The sequence below is a fragment of the Limnochorda pilosa genome (assembly GCF_001544015.1).
GTDB classification, from domain to species: Bacteria; Bacillota; Limnochordia; order Limnochordales; family Limnochordaceae; genus Limnochorda; species Limnochorda pilosa.
On record NZ_AP014924.1, the window covers coordinates 3336073 to 3354227 of the forward strand.

17 protein-coding genes and 4 tRNA genes are annotated in these 18155 nt (G+C 72.0%); 7 read left to right on the plus strand and 14 right to left on the minus strand.

What is annotated here, in order from left to right:
* Positions 1-24: 24 nt before the first annotated feature.
* Together LIP_RS14865 and LIP_RS14870 are read left to right on the plus strand one after the other, a co-directional pair.
* Entirely contained in the window at positions 25-903 is an 879-nt protein-coding gene (locus LIP_RS14865) for a DUF58 domain-containing protein (RefSeq protein WP_068140128.1), read from the plus strand.
* Positions 903-5321: a VWA domain-containing protein gene (locus LIP_RS14870; RefSeq protein WP_068140131.1), complete on the plus strand. Its 4419-nt coding sequence runs from the start codon at positions 903-905 to the stop codon at positions 5319-5321. The genes LIP_RS14865 and LIP_RS14870 overlap by 1 nt, the downstream gene beginning before the upstream one ends.
* Positions 5322-5354: 33 nt before the next feature.
* Here the strand turns inward: LIP_RS14870 and ndk are convergent, their stop codons facing one another.
* The 12 genes from ndk to LIP_RS14930 form a co-directional block, all read right to left on the minus strand.
* Complete coding sequence (gene ndk / locus LIP_RS14875) at positions 5355-5753, minus strand: nucleoside-diphosphate kinase (protein WP_068140133.1); 399 nt, start codon at positions 5751-5753, stop codon at positions 5355-5357.
* A 96-nt stretch (positions 5754-5849) separates the two neighbouring features.
* Positions 5850-6332 (minus strand): MaoC family dehydratase, encoded by a 483-nt coding sequence (locus tag LIP_RS14880; RefSeq protein ID WP_068140136.1) that lies wholly within the window; start codon positions 6330-6332, stop codon positions 5850-5852.
* A 42-nt stretch (positions 6333-6374) separates the two neighbouring features.
* A complete protein-coding gene (hemL, locus tag LIP_RS14885) occupies positions 6375-7664 on the minus strand; it encodes a glutamate-1-semialdehyde 2,1-aminomutase (RefSeq protein ID WP_068140138.1) in 1290 nt (429 codons plus the stop codon).
* Positions 7665-7668: 4 nt separating this feature from the next.
* Entirely contained in the window at positions 7669-8655 is a 987-nt protein-coding gene (gene hemB / locus LIP_RS14890) for a porphobilinogen synthase (RefSeq protein ID WP_068142148.1), read from the minus strand.
* 14 nt (positions 8656-8669) lie between these two features.
* Positions 8670-9491 (minus strand): uroporphyrinogen-III synthase, encoded by an 822-nt coding sequence (locus LIP_RS14895; RefSeq protein ID WP_231699446.1) that lies wholly within the window; start codon positions 9489-9491, stop codon positions 8670-8672.
* Complete coding sequence (gene tatC / locus LIP_RS14900) at positions 9491-10261, minus strand: twin-arginine translocase subunit TatC (protein WP_144440531.1); 771 nt, start codon at positions 10259-10261, stop codon at positions 9491-9493. The genes LIP_RS14895 and tatC overlap by 1 nt, the downstream gene beginning before the upstream one ends.
* A gap of 29 nt (positions 10262-10290) precedes the next feature.
* Complete coding sequence (locus LIP_RS20660) at positions 10291-10590, minus strand: Sec-independent protein translocase subunit TatA/TatB (RefSeq protein WP_068140145.1); 300 nt, start codon at positions 10588-10590, stop codon at positions 10291-10293.
* A gap of 15 nt (positions 10591-10605) precedes the next feature.
* Positions 10606-11130 (minus strand): MogA/MoaB family molybdenum cofactor biosynthesis protein, encoded by a 525-nt coding sequence (locus LIP_RS14910; RefSeq protein WP_068140148.1) that lies wholly within the window; start codon positions 11128-11130, stop codon positions 10606-10608.
* 4 nt (positions 11131-11134) lie between these two features.
* On the minus strand, positions 11135-12169 hold the full coding sequence (locus LIP_RS14915; protein ID WP_158509700.1) for a polyprenyl synthetase family protein: 1035 nt from the start codon (positions 12167-12169) through the stop codon (positions 11135-11137).
* A complete protein-coding gene (locus LIP_RS14920; protein WP_068140153.1) occupies positions 12147-12788 on the minus strand; it encodes a redox-sensing transcriptional repressor Rex in 642 nt (213 codons plus the stop codon). Before LIP_RS14920 ends, LIP_RS14915 begins: the two co-directional genes overlap by 23 nt.
* Before the next feature lie 132 nt (positions 12789-12920).
* Positions 12921-14024 carry a S1C family serine protease gene (locus tag LIP_RS14925; RefSeq protein ID WP_082726409.1) on the minus strand — a complete coding sequence of 368 codons (1104 nt, stop codon included), beginning with the start codon at positions 14022-14024 and terminating at the stop codon, positions 12921-12923.
* 114 nt (positions 14025-14138) lie between these two features.
* Positions 14139-14381: a hypothetical protein gene (locus LIP_RS14930; RefSeq protein WP_144440533.1), complete on the minus strand. Its 243-nt coding sequence runs from the start codon at positions 14379-14381 to the stop codon at positions 14139-14141.
* A 592-nt stretch (positions 14382-14973) separates the two neighbouring features.
* On the opposite strand from LIP_RS14930, the gene LIP_RS14935 reads away from it, so the two are divergent.
* A complete protein-coding gene (locus LIP_RS14935; RefSeq protein WP_068140162.1) occupies positions 14974-15732 on the plus strand; it encodes an endonuclease/exonuclease/phosphatase family protein in 759 nt (252 codons plus the stop codon).
* On the opposite strand, the gene folD is transcribed toward LIP_RS14935, so the two are convergent.
* Positions 15680-16558, minus strand: a complete 879-nt coding sequence (gene folD / locus LIP_RS14940) for a bifunctional methylenetetrahydrofolate dehydrogenase/methenyltetrahydrofolate cyclohydrolase FolD (RefSeq protein WP_068140164.1) — start codon at positions 16556-16558, stop codon at positions 15680-15682. The genes LIP_RS14935 and folD overlap by 53 nt on opposite strands.
* A gap of 284 nt (positions 16559-16842) precedes the next feature.
* Between folD and LIP_RS14945 the strand changes: the two genes are divergently transcribed.
* From LIP_RS14945 to LIP_RS14955, 3 genes are all read left to right on the plus strand, one after another.
* Positions 16843-16917 (plus strand) — tRNA-Arg (locus LIP_RS14945).
* A 7-nt stretch (positions 16918-16924) separates the two neighbouring features.
* Positions 16925-16999 (plus strand) — tRNA-Gly (locus LIP_RS14950).
* 9 nt (positions 17000-17008) lie between these two features.
* Positions 17009-17084, plus strand: a tRNA-Thr gene (locus LIP_RS14955).
* 105 nt (positions 17085-17189) lie between these two features.
* Here LIP_RS14955 and LIP_RS14960 read toward each other — a convergent pair.
* A tRNA-Val gene (locus LIP_RS14960) sits at positions 17190-17266 on the minus strand.
* Between the two features lie 181 nt (positions 17267-17447).
* On the opposite strand from LIP_RS14960, the gene LIP_RS14965 reads away from it, so the two are divergent.
* Positions 17448-18134 carry a YetF domain-containing protein gene (locus LIP_RS14965; protein ID WP_082726411.1) on the plus strand — a complete coding sequence of 229 codons (687 nt, stop codon included), beginning with the start codon at positions 17448-17450 and terminating at the stop codon, positions 18132-18134.
* The last annotated feature ends 21 nt before the right edge of the window (positions 18135-18155 follow it).

The following is an 18155-nucleotide window of genomic DNA, read 5'->3' on the forward strand; positions in this document are numbered from 1 at the left end:
ACCGGACCAGGAAGGAGGGGCAGGATGGCCGTCACCGAGCAGCTCATCCGGCAGGTAGAGCGTCTTCGCTTCCTTCCCTCGCGCGCCCTGGGCGCGCGCCACCCGGGCGAGCGACCGTCCCGCCACCGGGGCCACGGCCTGGAGTTCGTCGACTACCGGCCCTACGGCGAGGGCGACGAGCTTCGTTACGTGGACTGGAACCTGGCGGCCCGCCTGGACCGGATGTACGTGAAGCTCTTCGCCGCCGAGGAAAGCCTGCGCATCGTCCTGCTGGTGGACACGAGCCCCTCCATGGCCCTGGGCCGGCCGGCCAAGCTCGCCCTGGCCCGTGACCTCGCCACCCTCCTGGGGTACCTGGCCCTCTTCGAGGGCGACCGCCTCTACCTGGGAACCCTGGGTGGCGTGCGCCCCGGTCTCCTGCCGGTGCTCTCAGGGAGGGCGGCGATCCCGTCCCTGCTCGCGGCGACCGGGCGCCTCCGCGTCGCCCCCCCGTCCGGGCTCCCCCTCCTCGAGGGCCTGGACGTGCTCCTCCCTTCCCTGCCGCGCCGTGCCCTGGTGGTGGTCCTGAGCGACCTCTTCGCCGACGCCCCTCCCGAGGAGGTGGCCGGCCGCTTCTTGCGAGGCGGTCACGCGGTGGTCTTGCTGCAGGTGCTGGCACCCGATGAGGTGAACCCCGAGACCTCGGGCGCGCTTCGCCTCGAGGACGTGGAGGGCCAGGATCGCCTGGAGGTCTGGTCCGACCGGAGGCTCCTCGACGGGTACCGGGACGCCATGGCTGCGTGGCTGGTGGAGCTGCGCCGGGCCAGCCTCCGCCGTGGCATCCGCCACCACGTGGTTTCAAGCGACCGCACCCTGGACGAGGTGCTCTTCCATACGCTGCTCCCTGCGGGGGTGGTGGGGTGATGGGCCTGCTGGCACCCGGTTGGCTGGCACTGCAGCTCCTCGCGGTCCCCATCATCCTCCTCCACCGCCGGCGCGCCGCGCCGCGCCCGCACCTGGTGGGGAACCTGTTCATCTGGCGGAGGGTCCTGGTGGAGCGGCCTCCGCGCCACCAGCGCCTCTTCGCTTCCCTCTTGCTGGTCCTCCAGCTGGCCGCCCTGAGCGCGGCCGCGCTGGCCCTTGCGCAGCCGGTACTCCTGCGCCCGGGAGGCGAGCGGCAGCCGATCCACGTGGTCCTGGACGGGTCGGCCAGCATGATGGCGCCCGTCCCTGGCGGAGGCGACCGTTTCCAGGCGGCTCTTGAGGAGCTGGCGGCCCGGTCGGCCCGGTTCCCCGAGGCCGCGTACACCCTGCTGCTGGCGGGCGGCCCTCACCCCCGGGTGGTGGCGCGCGACCTGGACCGGGCGGCGCTCCTCCGCGAGGCCCGCCGGCTCTCGCCGTCCTTCGCGCCCGCGGCTTGGGAGCAAGCGGGGAGCCTGCTCGCGTCGCTCCCCGGCCCGCCAGCGCCGGTCTGGTTGGCGGGCGACGGCCAGGGAGGGGCGATCGAGATCGTGCGCTCGGCCTTGGAGCCGTCCGGCCGCGATGTGGGGGTCTCGCTCCTCTCCGCCGGCGAGCCGTTGCCGAACTTGGCCGTCACCGCCCTCTCGGCCCGCCCCACGGGCGCCTCGCTGGACCGCTACGCGGTCCTGGTCGAGGTCTCCAATGCGTCGGACCAGGCGACGCGGGTACAACTCTCCCTCGCCCTCACCTCCCTGGCCCCCGGCCCGCCGGCTGAACCGCGTCCCGTGCTCAGCCGGGAGCTGGAGGTCGACGCGCGCGCCTCCCGCCGCCTGCAGGAGGAGATCTCCCTTCCACCCGACGGGCTGTGGGTGGCCGAGGCCCGCATCGACCCGCAGGATCCCTTCCCCCTGGACGATGCCGCCGCGCTGGTGGTGCTGCCGCCGCGCCCGACCCTGGTCTACCTGGTGTCGGCACGGGGTGAACCCTGGCAACGAGCCCTTCGGGCCCTTCCCGAGGTGGCGGTCACCTGGCGGCAGGTCCTCCCTTCGCAGCCCCCCGAGGGGTACGACCTGGTGATCTACGACGGGCTTCTGCCTGAGCGCCTCCCCTCCTCGGCCTCGGTGCTGGTCCCTCCGGCCGGGGCGAAGGCTGCCGAAGGCGCAGGGGCCCCACGCGCCGCCGGCGGAGGAGCCGCCCCCTCGGGGACCCTGGAGGGCATGGGACCCGCGACCCTCTTCTACGGCGAGCCGATCCCGCGCCCCACAAGCGCCTCCTGGTGGCAGGAGGACGATCCGCTCTTCCAGTTTGTGGACTGGTCCGAGGTGACGCTGCACGGCGTCCACCCCCTCCAGGCCCGAGCGGGGACCACGGTGCTCATGGACTCGCCCGAGGGCCCGCTCATGCTCGGCCTCCAGGACCCGCCCTCGCTCCTGCTGGGTTTCGACCCGGGCCAGGGCCGCCTGGCCTCGCTTCCCACCTTTCCCGTCTGGGTGGCCAACCTGGTGCGGTGGGCCAACCCGCAGGCCTGGGACCGGGTCGCCCCCGCCCTGGGGCTGGGGGAGATCCTCCCCCTCCCGGCCTCCGGTCGTCTGGTGACCCCGGGCGGGGCCCAGGTGACCGCGGGACCCTGGCAAGTAACCCATCCAGGCGTCTACCGCTTGGTCCCCGGAGGGACGGAAGCGCCCAGCGAGCAGGCTTCGTGGGCGCGGGCCACCGCGCCCCTTCCCCGGGGGGAGGCGGACCTGACGGACGTGGCCCCCTCGACCTGGGTCGACCCTGAGCCCCCGGCGACCCCCGGGTCCGGCTCCTTGCGCCAGCAGACCCTGGCCGGAGGACTCACCGTCGTCTTCGGGCTCCTGCTGCTGGCCGAGCTCATCCTCTGGCTCCAGCGGGAGGCCACGGGCGGCTTCTCGCTCGGCGGATGGCTGCGACGGCATTGGCCCGCCCTCGTGAGCCGCGCGCTCGCGCTGGTCCTGGTGGCCGGGGCGGCTGCGGGCGCGGCCCACACGGTACCCTCGGATCTGAACGAGCTGTGGGTGCTCCTGGACCGTTCCGACAGCGTCGACCGCTCGTTGCGCGAGGAGGCCTGGCGCTGGGCCGGCCGCCTCAAGGCCGAGGCGGGCGAGCGGCGGCTGGGCGTGGTGCTCTTCGGCGTGCAGCCAGCCCTGGAACACCCCCCCGACGACCCGGCCCGCCTCCCCCCCACGCCCCGGGCCTCCGTGGACGCGAGCGGAACGGATCTGGAGGCCGCCCTGCGCCTCGCAGCCGCTCGCCTGCACCCACCGGCGCGCCTGGTGGTGGCCACCGACGGCCACGCCACCCGCGGCGACGCGGGGCTGCTGCTGGAACGCCTGCGGGAACTGGGCACGCCCGTGGACGTGGTGCCCCTGGCCCGCGAGGCCCCCGCTGAGGTGGCCATCGACCAGCTTCGGGTGCGGCCCCAGACCGACCCCGGCGCGCCGTACCTCGTGCGGGTCTCCCTCCGCGCCGGGCAGCCCACCCCCGCCCGGCTGGTCCTGCGTGCGGCGGGCGTGCCCGTGGCCGAGCGCCAGGTCCGGGTACCGGCGGGGTCGTCGGCCTTCGACCTGACGGCCCGGGCACCCGATCTCCCCGGCGTGCTGCCCCTCGAGGTGACGGTGGAGGCCCCGGTGGATGATCGCCCGGAGAACAACCGGGCGGAAGCCGCCGTCCGAGTGGGGGAGCCCCCCCGCGTCGTGGTGGTGAGCGGGGGCGACCCGGTCACGGCCCCGCTGCTGCGCGCCCAGGGGCTGGAGCCGGCGGTGATGCGTCCGGAGGCGCTCCCGAGCGACCCTTCTTTCTGGGAGGCCCTGGGGGCGCTGGTGCTGGAGGACGTGCCCGCGACCGCCCTCACCCAGGTGCAGCGGCGCTCCGTAGAGCACCTGGTGCGGGACCTGGGCGGTGGGCTGCTGGTGGTGGGGGGGCCCCAGGCGTTCACGTCGGGAGGTTACCAGGGTACGGAGCTGGAGCGGCTGCTCCCCGTTTCGCTGCAGCTGCCCCAGGACCTCCTGGTCCCCCGGGTGGCCATGGTGCTGGTGATCGACCGCTCCGGCTCCATGGGCGAGCACCAGGGGCAACGGACCAAGCTGGATCTGGCCAAGCAGGCCAGCCTGAGCCTCTTCGACAACCTCTCCACCGACGACCTCCTGGGCATCCTCGCGTTCGACACCCAGGCCACGTGGGTGGTGCCGCTGAACCGGGTGGGCTCCGGAGGAGGCGTTCTCCAGCGCCTGGCCCGCATCAGTCCCAGCGGCGGCACCAACCTGGGGCCCGCGCTGGACGAGGCCATCACCGCCCTGGAGCCGGTTTCGGCGGTGGTGAAGCACGTCCTCATCCTGAGCGACGGCAAGTCCACCCCCGGGCCCTTCCTCCGCCGGGCCCGCGAGGCGGCCGCCGCCAGCATCAGCCTATCGACGGTGGCCATCGGTCGCGACGCCGACCGGGAGCTGCTGGCCTCCCTGGCCCAGGAAGGCGGCGGGCGGCACTACTACACCGACGACGTGGAGCGGCTGCCGGAGATCTTCCTGCGGGAGGTGCGGGCCGTGACCGCGCCCCAGGTGCTGGTGGGGCCTCACCCTGTGGCCGTACGGGAGCGTGAGCCCTTCCTCTCCGGCGCGCCGTCCCGCTTCGAACCCATCGAGCGGCTGAACGCGGCCAGCCCCCGGCCGGAGGCGACCCTCCAGCTGGCCACCGAGGCCGGGCGGCCCGTGCTGGCTTCGTGGTCCTACGGCCTGGGGAGGGTGGCCGCTTTCCTCTCGTACCCGGCCCCCGGCTGGGCGGGTGAGTGGGCGCACCTGCCGGCACTCTGGGCCCAGGTGGCCCGCTGGCTGCTGCCGTCGCCTACGGGCCTGCACGCGTCGTCCACCTTGGAGGTTGCGTCAGGTGCCGGCACCCTCACCGTGGACCTGCTGGACATGGAGGGGGGCTACGTCAACTTCGCTCCCCTGGAAGGCACCCTCCAGGCCCCCGATGGTTCCACCCGCCCTCTGGAGTTGGAGCAGGTGGCGCCCGGTCGCTACCGGGCCGCCTTCCCCGCCTCCCAGCCCGGCGCCTACCTGGTCACGGTGCGACGGACCGACCAGGGGCCGGCGGCGCCGGTCACGACCGCCTCTGCATGGGTCGCGGCGGCGCCGGAGCTGGAGCTCCACACCCGTCCGGCACCCCAGCTTTACGAGCTGGCCCGGGAGACGGGCGGGCGGGTGCTGAACCTGGACGACGACCTGGATCAGGTTTGGGAGGCCCTTGCCGGCGCCCAGACCAGGCGATCCCTGCGCCTGCCCCTGGTCCTGGCCGGCCTTGCCCTCTTCCTGGCGGACCTGTCCCTGCGGCTCGCCCGCATCCGCCGCCGCCAGCCAGCCTCCTGACGGCGAGCGCCCCGAAACCTGGGCCCGGAGGGTCTACCCGAAGAAGCGCTGGATCTCGGCTTGGGCGGTCTCGGGCGAGTCGGACGCGTGGACGATGGTGTAGGGCAGCTCGTTGGCGAAGTCGCCCCGGATCGTGCCGGGCTGCGCCTCCAGGGGGTTGGTGGCGCCTGCCAGGTTGCGCACGTGGCGGATGCAGTCCGGACCCTCGAGCACCCCCAGCACCGAGGGACCGGCGGTGATGGCCCGGAGCAGCCCGGGGAAGAAGGGCTTGTCGGCGTGGTGGGCGTAGTGCTCCCGCGCCGTCGCCTCGGTGATCTGCCTTAGCTCCAGGCGGGCGATGGTCAACCCCTTGGCCTCGAACCGGCGGAGGATCTCACCCACCAGGCCCCGTCGCACCGCCTCGGGCTTGATGATGATGAAGGTCTGCTCCACGTGCGTCCACCTCCGTGTCGTGGGGACGGCCCGGCGTGCCGGGCGTCCATGGCCGGGGCCCCGCAGGTCACGCCTGCGCAGCCCCGGGCCCTGTCCTCAGTCGTAGTCCTCGAAGGCGTGGGTGAGCACCGACCGCAGCCGGGGCGGCGGGATCACCTCCGACTCGGCCAGGAGCACCGGCTTGCCCTCCTGGTTGTGGGTCACGCTCTTGAGGGTGGCGCGGTTGGCCGCGGGGTCCAGGGAGACCACCTCGAGCTCGGTGGTGAGCACGTCGCCACAGTGGGCGGGCGAGGCGAACCTCAGGGTCTGGTGGGCAGTGATGGTCCCCGGGCCCGGAAGCCGGCCGGTGATGGCCGCGACCACCTGCGCCGCCACCAGGATGCCGGGGACGACAGGCTCGCCCAGCTCGGTCCGGTGGGCGTACTCCCGATCCACGTAAACGGGGTTCAAGTCGTTGGTGAGCCCCATGTAAAGGTAGACGTCCCGCTCCTCCACCTTCTGGGTGAAGGTCGCCTTCTCCCCCACCTGCAGCTCGTCTACGTGCCTCCCCAGGGACTTCCTCCTGGCGATGTGCTGCACGACTCCACCCCCTACCCGTGATGGCGGGCCGCGCACCCCGCCCTATGCACGTTCGGCAGCGATCCGGAAGGCCCTTCGGGCCGCCTCGACCGTCGCGTCGATCTCGGCCGCCCGGTGGGCCGTGGAGACGAACCAGGCCTCCCAGGGCGACGGGGCCAGGTAGACCCCCGCGTCCAGCATGGCGTGGAAGAACCGCCGGAAGGCGGCCCCGTCTGCGGCCGCCACCCCGGCGGCGTCCCGCACGGGCGCCTCGGTGAAGAAGAGCCCCAGCAGGGAGCCGACCCTCTGCACCTGCACGCAAATCCCGGCGTCACGGGCCGCCTCGGCCAGCCCGTCGGCCAAGCGCGCGGAGACTTCCTCCAGCGCCGGGTAGGGATCCTCCTCCCGCAGGATCTCCAGGGTCCGCAGCCCGGCCGCCACCGCGACCGGGTTCCCCGCCAGGGTCCCCGCCTGGTAGACGGGCCCCGCGGGCGCCACCTGCTCCATCAGCTCCCGGAGGCCGCCGTACGCGCCGATGGGCATGCCCCCGCCGATCACCTTGCCCAGGCAGGTCAGGTCCGGCGTGACCCCCAGGCGCGCCTGAGCCCCGCCGTAGGCGACCCGGAAACCGGTGATGACCTCGTCGAAGATCAACACCGCTCCGTGCTCCCGGGTTAGCCGCCGGAGCCCTTCCAGGAAGCCCGGCTCCGGGGGGACGACCCCCATGTTCCCCGCCACGGGCTCCACGATGACGCAGGCGATCTCCGCCCCGCTCCGGTCGAAGAGCGCTTGGGCCGCGGCCAGGTCGTTGTAGGGCAGGAGGTGCGTCTGCTCCACCACGGCCGCGGGCACCCCCGGGCTGGAGGGAACCCCCAGTGTGGACGCGCCGGAACCGCTCTCCACCAGGAGCGCGTCCACGTGCCCGTGGTAGCCGCCCCTGAACTTGACCACCCCGCTTCGGCCCGTGGCGGCCCGGCTCAGCCGGATGGCGCTCATGGTCGCCTCGGTCCCCGAGCTGACCAGACGCACCTCTTCCAGCGAGGGCACCGCCTCCACCAGCACCCGTGCCAGGGCCACCTCGCCCTCGGTGGGCGCCCCGAAGGTGGCGCCCAGCCGGGCCGCCTGGCAGACGGCCTCCACCACCCGGGGGTGCGCGTGCCCCAGGATCAGCGGGCCATACGAGCCGACGTAGTCGATGTACGACCGCCCGTCCACGTCGAAGAGCCGCGCGCCTTCCCCCCGGGCGACGAAGGGCGGCGTGCCCCCCACGGCCCGGAACGCCCGGACGGGGCTGTTGACGCCGCCGGGGATCCAGCGGCGGGCCCGGGCGAAGAGCTCTTCCGATCGGCTCACGCCCTCACCCCCCCAACCCTTCCCGCCAGAGCCGCGCGAACTCGGTGGCGTAGTAGGTGAGGATCAGGTCCGCCCCGGCCCGGCGGATGGCGGTGAGGCTTTCCAGGAAGGCCTGGCGCTCATCGATCCAGCCCTGCATGCCGGCCGCCCTGAGCATCGCGTACTCGCCGCTCACCTGATAGGCGGCCACCGGCAGCCCCACCCGCTCGCGGACCTGCCGGATCACGTCCAGGTAGGGGAGCGCGGGCTTCACCATCACCAGGTCTGCACCCTCGGCCACATCCAGGTCCACCTCGAGCAGGGCCTCCCGGGCGTTGGCCGGATCCATCTGGTACCCCCGCCGGTCGCCGAAAGCAGGCGCCGACTCCGCCGCCTCCCGGAAGGGGCCGTAGAAGGCCGAGGCGTACTTGGCCGAGTACGCCAGGATGCTCACGTCGTCGAAGCCGGCCTCGTCCAGGGCTCGACGGATGGCCGCCACCCGGCCGTCCATCATGTCGCTGGGGGCCACCCAGTCGACCCCGGCCCGGGCGTGGGAGAGGGCCGTACGGGCCAACCGGTCGAGGGTGGGGTCGTTGGCCACCCGCTCGCCCTGCAGCAGGCCGCAGTGCCCGTGGCTCGTGTACTCGCAGAGGCAGACGTCGGTGACCACCACCAACTCGGGCAGCTCCGCCTTCAGCCGCCGCACGGCCTGCTGCACCACGCCCTCCTCCGCCCAGGCCTCGCTGCCCTCCTCGTCCTTGCCCTCGGGTAGGCCGAAGAGGATCACCGCAGGCACGCCCAGCTCAAAGGCCTCCCGGGCGGGCTCCACCACCCGGTCCACCGACCAGCGGTCCACGCCCGGCATGGAGGCCACCGGTTCCCGCACGCCCCTGCCCGGGCGCACGAAGAGCGGCAGGATCAGATCGTCCGGCCGTACCCACGTCTCCCGCACCATCCGCCGCACGGTGCCGGACCGCCTCAGCCGCCGCATCCGCCGCTGGGGGAAACCCACGCCAGGACCCCTCATCATCCGTTCTCTCCACCCTTTCCCATCGAGGCCGCCCGGGCCATGGCATCCACCAGGCCCCGCACGCTGGAGACCGGCGCCTCGACGTCTACCGGCAGCCCCAGCTCGCGGCAGCGGCGGGCGGTCACGGGACCGATGCAGGCCACCCGCGCCCGGCCGGACCACTCCTTCCGCCACCCGCCCAGGCGTTCCACGAGCCCCGTGGCCGTGGACGGGCTGGTGAGCGTCACCCACCCGAGCTCGCCCCGATCCAGGGCCTCCCGCACCTTCTCCGGGGGCTCGCCGCCCTCCTCCCGGGGCGTGGCCACCCGGTAGGCTTCCACCTCGGTGACCCGGGCCCCCGCGGCGCGCAGCCGGGTCACCAGCTCCGGCGACCCCAGGGGCGACCGGGCCACCAGGATCGCCTCCCCCTCAATCCCCTGGCCCGCCAGCGCCTCGGCCAGGTAGGCCGTCTCGAACCGTTCGGGGACCAGGTCGGGCTCGACGCCCCACGCGCGCAGCGCGCGGGCCGTTCCCGGACCGACCGCCGCCACGCGCAGGCGCGCCAGGTCCAGGGCCCCTTTTCCCAGGTCCGCCAGGCGCTGCTGCACCGCTCCCACCCCGTTGGGGCTGGTGAGGACGAGCCAGCGGAACGTGTCCAGGCGGCGCAGCGCGTCCTCGAGGGGGCGGGGGTCCTGCGCGGGCAGCACCTCGATGGTGGGGAAGAGCCGCACGGTGGCACCTTCTGTTTCCAGGAGCGCGACCAGCTCCGCCGCCTGGTCGTGGCTCCGGGTGACCAGCACCGTCTGCCCCCGCAGCCGTCCTCCCGCGTCCCGCCCCATCACGGCCAGACCCCTTCCTCGCCCCGTCCGACGCGTAACCGCTCGGCCCGCCGGGCCACCCAGGCGCCGATCTCGTACAGGAACAGGAGCGGTATGGCCAGCAAGGCCTGGGAGACCGGATCCGGCGGCGTGAGCAGCGCGCCGACGATGAAGGCCATGAGCACCACGTACCGCCGCTGGCGCGCCCAGAAGCGTGCGGGAACCACCCCGATCCGGGTGAGCGTGTAGGTCACCAGGGGAAGCTGGAAGACCAGCCCGAAGGGCAGGGTGACCCCCATGAGGAAGGAGAGGAAGCGGGCGATGGTGATGGTCGCGTGGATCCGCTCCGTCTGGAACCCCAGGAAGAAGCTGAGCATGAGCGGCAGCATGACGAACCAGCTGAAGACGATCCCGGCCACGAAGAGCACCACCACCACCGGCGCCAGGCGGTAGACGAGCCGCCGCTCGGTGGGGAAGAGGCCGGGGAGCACGAAGAGCCACGCCTCCACCAGAATGACGGGCGCCGCAGCGACCAGGCCCAGGGTCATGGCGATCTTCACCAGGCTGACGAACGCCTCGGCGGGGGTGACGAAGACCAGGCGGCCCACTCTCTCCCCCAGGTAGGAGACCACCGCCGGCGTCAGGAACCATGCCATCGCGCTGGCCGCGATCCAGACGATCCCGCTCACCAGGAGACGCCGGCGCAACTCGGCCAGGTGCCCCGAGAGGGGCATGGTGGGTAGGCTGCTCTCCGAGAGGCTCACCGGCACTCCACGACCCTTCGCGTCCACCGGCCGGGCCCTTCAGGCCTCGACACGGCTCAGGCGGTGCGGTCCTTTTCCTGCCCGCCGTTCCCACCGCTCGGGGGGGTCTCCGGGGCATCGGGCGGCACCGCCGCGGGCCGATCCCCCTTCGCCTCCTCGGCGGCAGCTGCCGGTGAGCGGTCGGACGGGCGGCGTGGGGGCTCATCGCTCACCGAACCCAGCTGGCTCGAGGCTCGCCGGAACTCGTTCAGGCCCTTGCCCAGCGCCTTCCCCACCTCGGGCAGCTTCCCCGGCCCGAAGACGATCAGCGCCAGGATCAGGATCACCACCAGCTCCATGGGACCCAGGTTGAACATGCCCACCACCCTCTCCTAGGCCTTGGCTCCGCCCCGGACCTCCGAGCCGGCGTCGCCGTGCAGCCCCTCGCGCGTCTCCCGCACCAACCCCACGGCATGCCCGAGCTGCGGCCACACCACGTCCAGCGACTCCACGGCGCCGCGCGGGCTACCCGGCAGGTTGAGGATGAGGCTGCGCCCCCGCACCCCGCAGACCCCCCGGCTCAGCATGCTCGCGGGCGAACGCTCCAGGTTCCGCACCCGCATGGCCTCCGAGAGCCCGGGGGCCTCACGATCGAGGACGGCCCGGGTCGCCTCCGGGGTCCGGTCTCGGGGCGTGAGACCCGTGCCGCCGGTGGTGAGGATCAACGGCACGCCGGCCACGTCGGCCAGCCAGCGGAGCCGTTCGCTCACCTCCGAGGGCTCGTCGGGTACGACCCCTCGCCACACCACCGTACCACCCCGGGCTTCGACGAACTGCTGCAACGCCTCGCCGCTGGTGTCGCCGGTCCCGCCGGCCCGGGCCTTGGAATCGCTGACGGTGAGGACCGCGACCTGCATCGCGCTACACCCGCCGCTCCACGCTGAAGTCGGCCACCGAGGCGAGCACCTGGCGCAGGGGCGTCGCGGGAAGCTCGTCCAGCCAATCCTTCGCCTCGCCGGCGAAACGCAGGGCCGTCTGGTACGTGTACTCGGTGGCGCCGTTCTCCCGCACCAGACGCAGGATCGTCTGGATCTCGCCTGTCCCGGGGATACCCCCGTCCAGGAGGGGCCGCACCGCCCGGCGGTGGTGAGGGTGCTTGAGAAGGTACAGGATGGGAAGGGTGATGACGCCCTCGGCCAGATCCCGCCCCGCGGGCTTGCCGATGGTTTCGCCGTCGGCCACCACGTCCAACAGGTCGTCGATGACCTGGAAGGCCATGCCCACCGAACGGCCGAAGTGCCACAGCCGCTTGGCCTGGTCCGGCGAGGCGCCCCCCGCGAGCGCGCCAGCCTGGCAGCAGGCGGCGAAGAAGAGAGCTGTCTTGCGCTCGATGCGGTCGAAGTAGTCTCGTTCCTCCTGCTCCGGGTCGGCCGCCCGTGCGTTCTGGATGATCTCCCCCTCGCACATGCGGTAGACCATCTCGGACATGATCTGCACGATCTCCGGCCGGCTCTCGCGCGTGAGCATCACCAGCGCGCGGGCCAACAGCGCGTCGCCGGAGAGGACCGCGTTCACGTTGCCCCACAGCCGGCCGGCGGTGGGGCGACCGCGGCGCGTGTCGGCTTCGTCGATGACGTCGTCGTGCACGAGGGTGGCCATGTGGATCATCTCGGAGGCGGCGGCCACGGGGATGGCTGGCTCCAGGTCCTCGCCGAAAAGGCGGGCCGAGAGCAGGACCAGGAGCGGTCGCACCCGCTTGCCACCACCCTGCACCAGGTGCAGCGCGATCGCGCGCGCCTCGGGCGGTGCGTCGTCGAAGGCCGCGAGGAGCCGCGCCTCCGCTTTCTCCATGGGTTCGTACACCAAGCCCGCAATCTCGCGGTAGAGGGCCGATTCCGCTGCCTTCCGGCCCGTGCCGCCGGCTCCGGTGCCGCTAACCTTCGAGGTAGTAGGCAAGACGCTCCAACTCCAGGCTCAGGTCTGTGTGCGCGAGGTAGACGTGCTCCGGCACGTTCACGTGGACCGGCGCGAAGTTCAGGATGGCCCGTACACCCGCCCGTACGCACCGGTCCACGGTCTCCTGGGCGGCGGCAGCGGGCACGGCCACCACGGCCATCCGGATGCCGTGGCGTTCCAGGACTTCCTCCAGCTGGTCCGCGGGCTGGATCACCAGGTCACCCACCTGCTCCCCGTACTTCTCGGGGTCCGCGTCGAAGAGCGCAGCCACCCGCAGCCGGAAGTGGGGATCGCGGCGGTAGCGGTCCATGTTGAACCGCGCGAGTGCGTGCCCCAACGCCCCCATGCCGATGATGCCCAGATCCACCACCCGGTCGAGGTTCAGGATGCGCAGGAGCTCGTCCCGCAGGTAGGCGACCTCGTAGCCCACGCCCTGCTTGCCGAACTCGCCGAACCACGCCAGGTCCTTCCGGACCAGGGCCGGGCTCACCCCGGCACGGTCGCCCAGTTCCTGCGAGGACATGAGCCGCTTCTCGCCGTCCCGGCTCGCCTCGTCCAAGACCCTGAGGTATAGGGGAAGGCGTCGGACCACGGCGTCCGATATCTTGTTCCAGCGCACCCGATCCTCTCCCCTGACGGCCCGTCCGCAAAGCGGGGTCCGAAATCGCGCTCAAAAGCACAAGCCCATTATAGGGTTGCCGGTCCAGGGGCGTCAATTCGGCGCCATCCCATCCTTTGGTCGTTAAGCTTTCTACTCGAGATGCACCTCCACCTGCAAGCGTTCGGTCCCTCGCAGCAACTCGACCCGCAGGCGGCCGCCGAAGCCAGCTCCCACCACCGCCTGGCGGAGGTCCTCCATCCGCTTCACGGAGCGCCCGTCCGCCGCCACCACCACGTCCCCTGCTTGCATGCCTGCCCGTTCGGCGGGTGAACCCGGCGCCACCTGGGTGACGTACGCGCCCCGGTCGACGGCGAGCTTCTGGCCCGTCTCCTCCTCGATCAGCTTACGGACTTCGGGTGTCAGCGATCCCCCCAGCACCCCCAGGCGCAGGGTCTTGCCGTGCTCGATGATCTGGCCCGCCAGGTGGAGCGCCTGGTTGATGGGCACCGCGAAGCCGAGGCCCTCGGCCGTCACCCCTTCCAGCTGCCGAACGACGGCGGTGGTCATGCCCACAACCTTCCCGTCCAGGTCCACCAGGGGCCCCCCGGAGTTCCCCGGGTTGATGGCGGCATCGGTCTGGATCATGCTCTCCAGGAACAGGTGCCGGGCAGGATCGATCTCCACGTCGCGCCCCAAGGCGCTGATGATCCCCGCGGTCACCGAGTAGTCGAACCCCACGGGGTTGCCGATGGCGATGACACCCTCCCCCACCGTGAGCCGGTCCGAGTTGCCGATGGGAGCCCTTGGCAGGTCTTTCCCTTCCGCCTGGAGCACGGCAAGGTCGGCCCAAGGATCCTGCCCCAAGAGGTGCGCGCGATACGACCGCCCGTCGGGCAGTTGGACGGTGATCGACCGGGCCCCTTCCACCACGTGCTGGTTGGTAAGGATGTGCCCCCGGTCGTCGATGACGATGCCAGACCCCTGCCCCTGCAGCCGGAAGCCAGGCGCCTGGGTGAAAAGCCCCGCGGGCCCGCCGGCGACCTCCGTGGAGACCTTCACCACCGATGGTCCCACCCGGCGGATCGCGGTCACGACCGAGGCGCCGTCGTTCCCGGCGCCGGTCGCCAGCCCGCGCGGCAGCCCCGCCCCCGGTCCGGGACCCGGCTGCGGCCCCCCCGAGGCGAAGGCGACGCCGAGGGCCAGGATCCCTACTGCGAGCACCAAGATACCGATTCGGCCATTTCTGCGTTCCAAGCCACCGGCCCCCTTTCGGGGCCTAGTCTGCCCGGTTGCCGGATCGCTTCTGCCTGGAGACGCGGGCGCGCGGCCGGAACGTGCGGCTCACCCTCAAAGCGCGGCGATGCCCGCCTACCGGGGAGCGCCGGGAACCGTACGCTCCTCCACCTCGTACATGAGCTCGCAGACGCGATCGTCCAGGGAGGTGACCTCCCGCTGGTAGCGCCGCACCTGGTCCTTCAGGTGTTCCAGCTCCCTGAGGAGCCAGGCGTTGGACAGGAGAAGCACCGCCAGGACCGCCACGGCGACCCACTGGAGCATCGCGCGCAACACCCCCCTCTCGGACTGGAAGTCCACGTCCCCTAGTCTATGCATCCGCTGGCTCTTTCTTCCGGTGCCGGCGGGCGGCTGCCAGGGCTTCCCACCAGGGCCGGCGCAAGCCGGTACCGAAGCCTTCCAGAGCTGGGATCCGAGTTCCAAGAGGGCCGGTCGCGGCGCGGGGGGGCGGGACCAGGTGCAGAAGCGCGTTCCATGGGTGCTTGCCAGCTTGCTCCTGGTGGGCCTTGCCTATGCCAGCGCCCTGCCAGGGTCCCTCCTCGACCGGATTCTGCCGGCCCGAGCCGAGCCCTCGCCCACCCGGGTCGCTGCGTCCACTCCCGCCGGGGCGCCGAAACCCGCTCCCCAGGCGCCTCCATCCCGCCCGCAGGCGCCGGGCTCCCTTTCCAGACCGCCATCGCGTGAAGCTCCGGATCCTCCAGCCGTCCCCCGGCCGTCCTCTTCGCCCGAGGCGGGACGGCCGGACGGCGTCGCCCCTGCCGGGGCGCGCCCCCCCTCTGGCGACGCACCAGCGCTGGCGCCACCTGCCGAGGGAGCCGAGCCTGCCCGGTCGGCTGGGGATAAGATGAAGGAAGACCCAGGGGAGCCTGTGCCCGCCGCCCATCCTCCTTCCGGGAAGGAGCCGTACCGTATGGAGCCCCCCACGGTGCGCATCATGACCTTCAACATCCGGCACGCGCTGGGGTTGGACGGTAAGGTGTCGTTGGAGCGGGTGGCCCGCATCATCGAGCCGGCCGAGATCGTCTTCCTGAGCGAGGTCGACCGCTACTGGCTCCGCTCAGGCCTGATGGACCAGCCGGCCGCGCTCCAGCGCCTGACCGGGATGCCCCACGCCTTCTTCGCAGCGGCCGTCGACCTCCCCGGGCCTTCCCGCCAGTACGGCAACCTGCTCCTCAGCCGATTCCCCATCCTGCGGGCGACGGCGGTTCCGCTCCCCCAGGCCGAGGGGGCGGAGGCACGGGTGATGATCGAGGCCCAGATCGACGTGGAGGGCGAGGTCTGGTTCGTCTTCGGGGTCCACCTGGGGCTGGACCGGGAGGAGCGGCGCCTCCAGCTGGAAACAGTCCGGGCGCGGGCCGCCTCTGTGGGAGACCGTCGGCTGCTGCTGGGTGACTTCAACGCCCCGCCCGATGCACCCGAGATGGAGGCTCTCGCCTCTGAGGGTCCCATGTGGGTCGACGCGCTGGCCGGCGCCCCGGGAACCTTCCCTGCCTGGAAACCGGCGGTGCGCATCGACCACGTGCTCCTCTCCCCCGGCTTCGCAGCGCGCCTGGTACGGTCGGGGGTGGAGGAGAGCGACGCGTCGGACCATCGGCCTGCCTGGGTGGACCTGCGCCTCAGCCGCCCGCCGGGGCCGCCGGCGCACCCACCTGCCGGTGTGCGGCCGTGAGGGTGTTGACCAAGAGCATGGCGATGGTCATGGGCCCCACACCTCCGGGCACGGGCGTGATGGCGCCCGCCACCTGAACCGCCTCGTCGAAGGCCACGTCCCCCCGCAGGGAGCCGTCGGCTTGCCGGTTGATGCCCACGTCGATGACGGTGGCACCGGGCTTGATCCAGTCACCCCGGATCATCTCCGAGCGACCCACGGCGGCCACGAGCACGTCCGCCCTGCGGCAGACTTCGGCCAGGTCCCGGGTGCGGGAGTGGCAGAGGGTGACGGTGGCGTGGCGATGGAGGAGCATCATGGCCACGGGCTTGCCCACGATGTTGCTGCGGCCCACCACCACCGCCTCGGCGCCCCTCAGCGGCGTGCCGGCCCGTTCGATCAGCTCCAGGATGCCCGCAGGCGTGCAGGGCCGCAGGCCCTCCTGGTTGAGGACCAGCCGGGCCACGTTGACAGGATGGAAGCCGTCCACGTCCTTGGCCGGGTCGATCGCGTCCAGGACGGCCCCCTCGTCGATGGCGTCGGGGAGGGGCAGCTGCACCAGGATGCCATGGATGCGCGGGTCGCGGTTGAGCCGGCCGATGAGGTCCAGAAGGTCCGACTGGGTGGTAGAGGCCGGAAGCTTGTGCTCTTCCGAGTAGATGCCCGCCGCCTGGCAGGCCCTTTCCTTGTTGCTGACGTAGATGCGGGACGCGGGGTCGTCGCCCACCAGCACCACGGCCAGGCCCGGCTGGACCTCCGTCTCAGCCTGGAAGCGGGCCACGTCCTCCCGCACGCCCTCCCGGATCTCGCGAGCAAGCGCCTTGCCGTCCAGGATCTGCGCTGCCACCTTCCCCGCCTCCTCACGCGAAAAGCCGGCCGGGGGGCCGGCTGGAAGGTTGTCCCTGAACCCCGATCGATTATACCTGGAATGCCGCACAGGTGTCAAAGACGGCCGCTGGGCCGCCGCACGATCTTGCGGGCGGCCCGTGGGTGCTTTCCCCAAGAAGGAGGCTGTACCGCCAGGCCAGGGCCCGGTTCAGCCGGGGCTCCCGCTCATCCCCCACCACCACCGTGGGCTTGAAAGGAGCCTGCAGGTCTGCTAGAATAGGCCGTGCAACGTGGAGGACCCATGCGGCTATAGCTCAGGGGACAGAGCGCCGGCCTCCGGAGCCGGGTGCGCAGGTTCGAATCCTGCTAGCCGCACCATCATCGGGCGGATGTAGCTCAGGGGTAGAGCATCGGCTTCCCAAGCCGAGGGTCGCGGGTTCGAATCCCGTCATCCGCTCCATCTTCATGCGCTGGCGTAGCTCAGCCGGTAGAGCGGCGCACTCGTAATGCGCAGGTCGTCGGTTCGAGTCCGACCGCCAGCTCCAGCGTCCGCTTCAGAGCCACGGCCCACGGGGTCGTGGCTCTTTCCGTGGCCTTGGGCAGACGAAAGGAAGGCCCGCCGGAGAACCGCTTCCGGTGGGCCTTTCCCCTGGTGGGCAGAGAGGGACTCGAACCCCCGACCTCTACGATGTGAGCGTAGCGCTCTAACCGGCTGAGCTATCTGCCCGAGAGCACCCTTGATTATAGGATGGAAGCCCTCCCTTGTCAACCGCGCCCCATGGGCGCCGAAGCCCTCCTTTGCTGCCTGCACTTCGCCGGCGCCCGGACCTCGCGCCCGGTGCAGACTAGGCGCGCCGGGAACGGCGAAGGTTCCCCGGGGACCACATCCGGCGAGGAGGGGCCTGAGGGTGCTCGTGACCATCTTCTGGCGGACGGTGCTCTTCTACGCGGTGCTGCTGGTCACCGTACGGGTGATGGGCAAGCGGGAGATCGGCGCCCTGGACCCCTTCGACTTCGTGGTGGCCATCCTCCTGGCCGAGCTGGCGGCGATTCCCATCGAGGAGGTCACGCACCCTGTGTGGACCGGCCTGGTGGCCATCGGCACCCTGTTGGCGCTCCAGCTCCTGAGCTCGTGGCTCTGCCTGGTGGACGACCGGGCCAGGCGGCTCATCTGCGGCGAGCCGTCGGTGGTGGTCAGGACCGGACGCCTGCAGGAGCACGAGATGCGCAAGCTCCGATACAACATCCACGACCTGATGGCCCAGCTGCGCCAGAAGGGCGTTCCCGACATCTCCGACGTGGAGGTGGCCGTCCTGGAGAACAACGGCCAGCTCAGCGTGGTGCCCCGATCGCAGAAGCGGCCGGTCGCCCCCTCGGACCTTCAGGTGCCCACCCCCTACGAGTCCCTGCCCATAACGGTGGTGGTGGACGGCTCCTTCAACTACAAGGAGATGCGCCAGTCAGGCGTCGACTTCGCGTGGGTGGAAGAGAAGCTGCGGGAGCAAGGCGTTGAGGATGTCAGCACCCTCCTCTACGCGCACGTGGATACCCAGGGCAACGTCCGCGTCCAGCGGAAGGGCGAGTCCGAGGGGTAGCCTCGGGCTCGCCGGATCCGC

Coding starts and splice junctions, on each gene's coding strand:
- LIP_RS14870 (WP_068140131.1), top strand. CDS start 903: ATGGGCCTGCTGGCACCCGGTTGGCTGGCACTGCAGCTCCTCGCGGTC.
- LIP_RS14895 (WP_231699446.1), bottom strand. CDS start 9,491: ATGGGGCGGGACGCGGGAGGACGGCTGCGGGGGCAGACGGTGCTGGTC.
- LIP_RS14930 (WP_144440533.1), bottom strand. CDS start 14,381: ATGCATAGACTAGGGGACGTGGACTTCCAGTCCGAGAGGGGGGTGTTG.
- LIP_RS14865 (WP_068140128.1), top strand. CDS start 25: ATGGCCGTCACCGAGCAGCTCATCCGGCAGGTAGAGCGTCTTCGCTTC.
- LIP_RS14935 (WP_068140162.1), top strand. CDS start 14,974: ATGGAGCCCCCCACGGTGCGCATCATGACCTTCAACATCCGGCACGCG.
- LIP_RS20660 (WP_068140145.1), bottom strand. CDS start 10,590: ATGTTCAACCTGGGTCCCATGGAGCTGGTGGTGATCCTGATCCTGGCG.
- LIP_RS14910 (WP_068140148.1), bottom strand. CDS start 11,130: ATGCAGGTCGCGGTCCTCACCGTCAGCGATTCCAAGGCCCGGGCCGGC.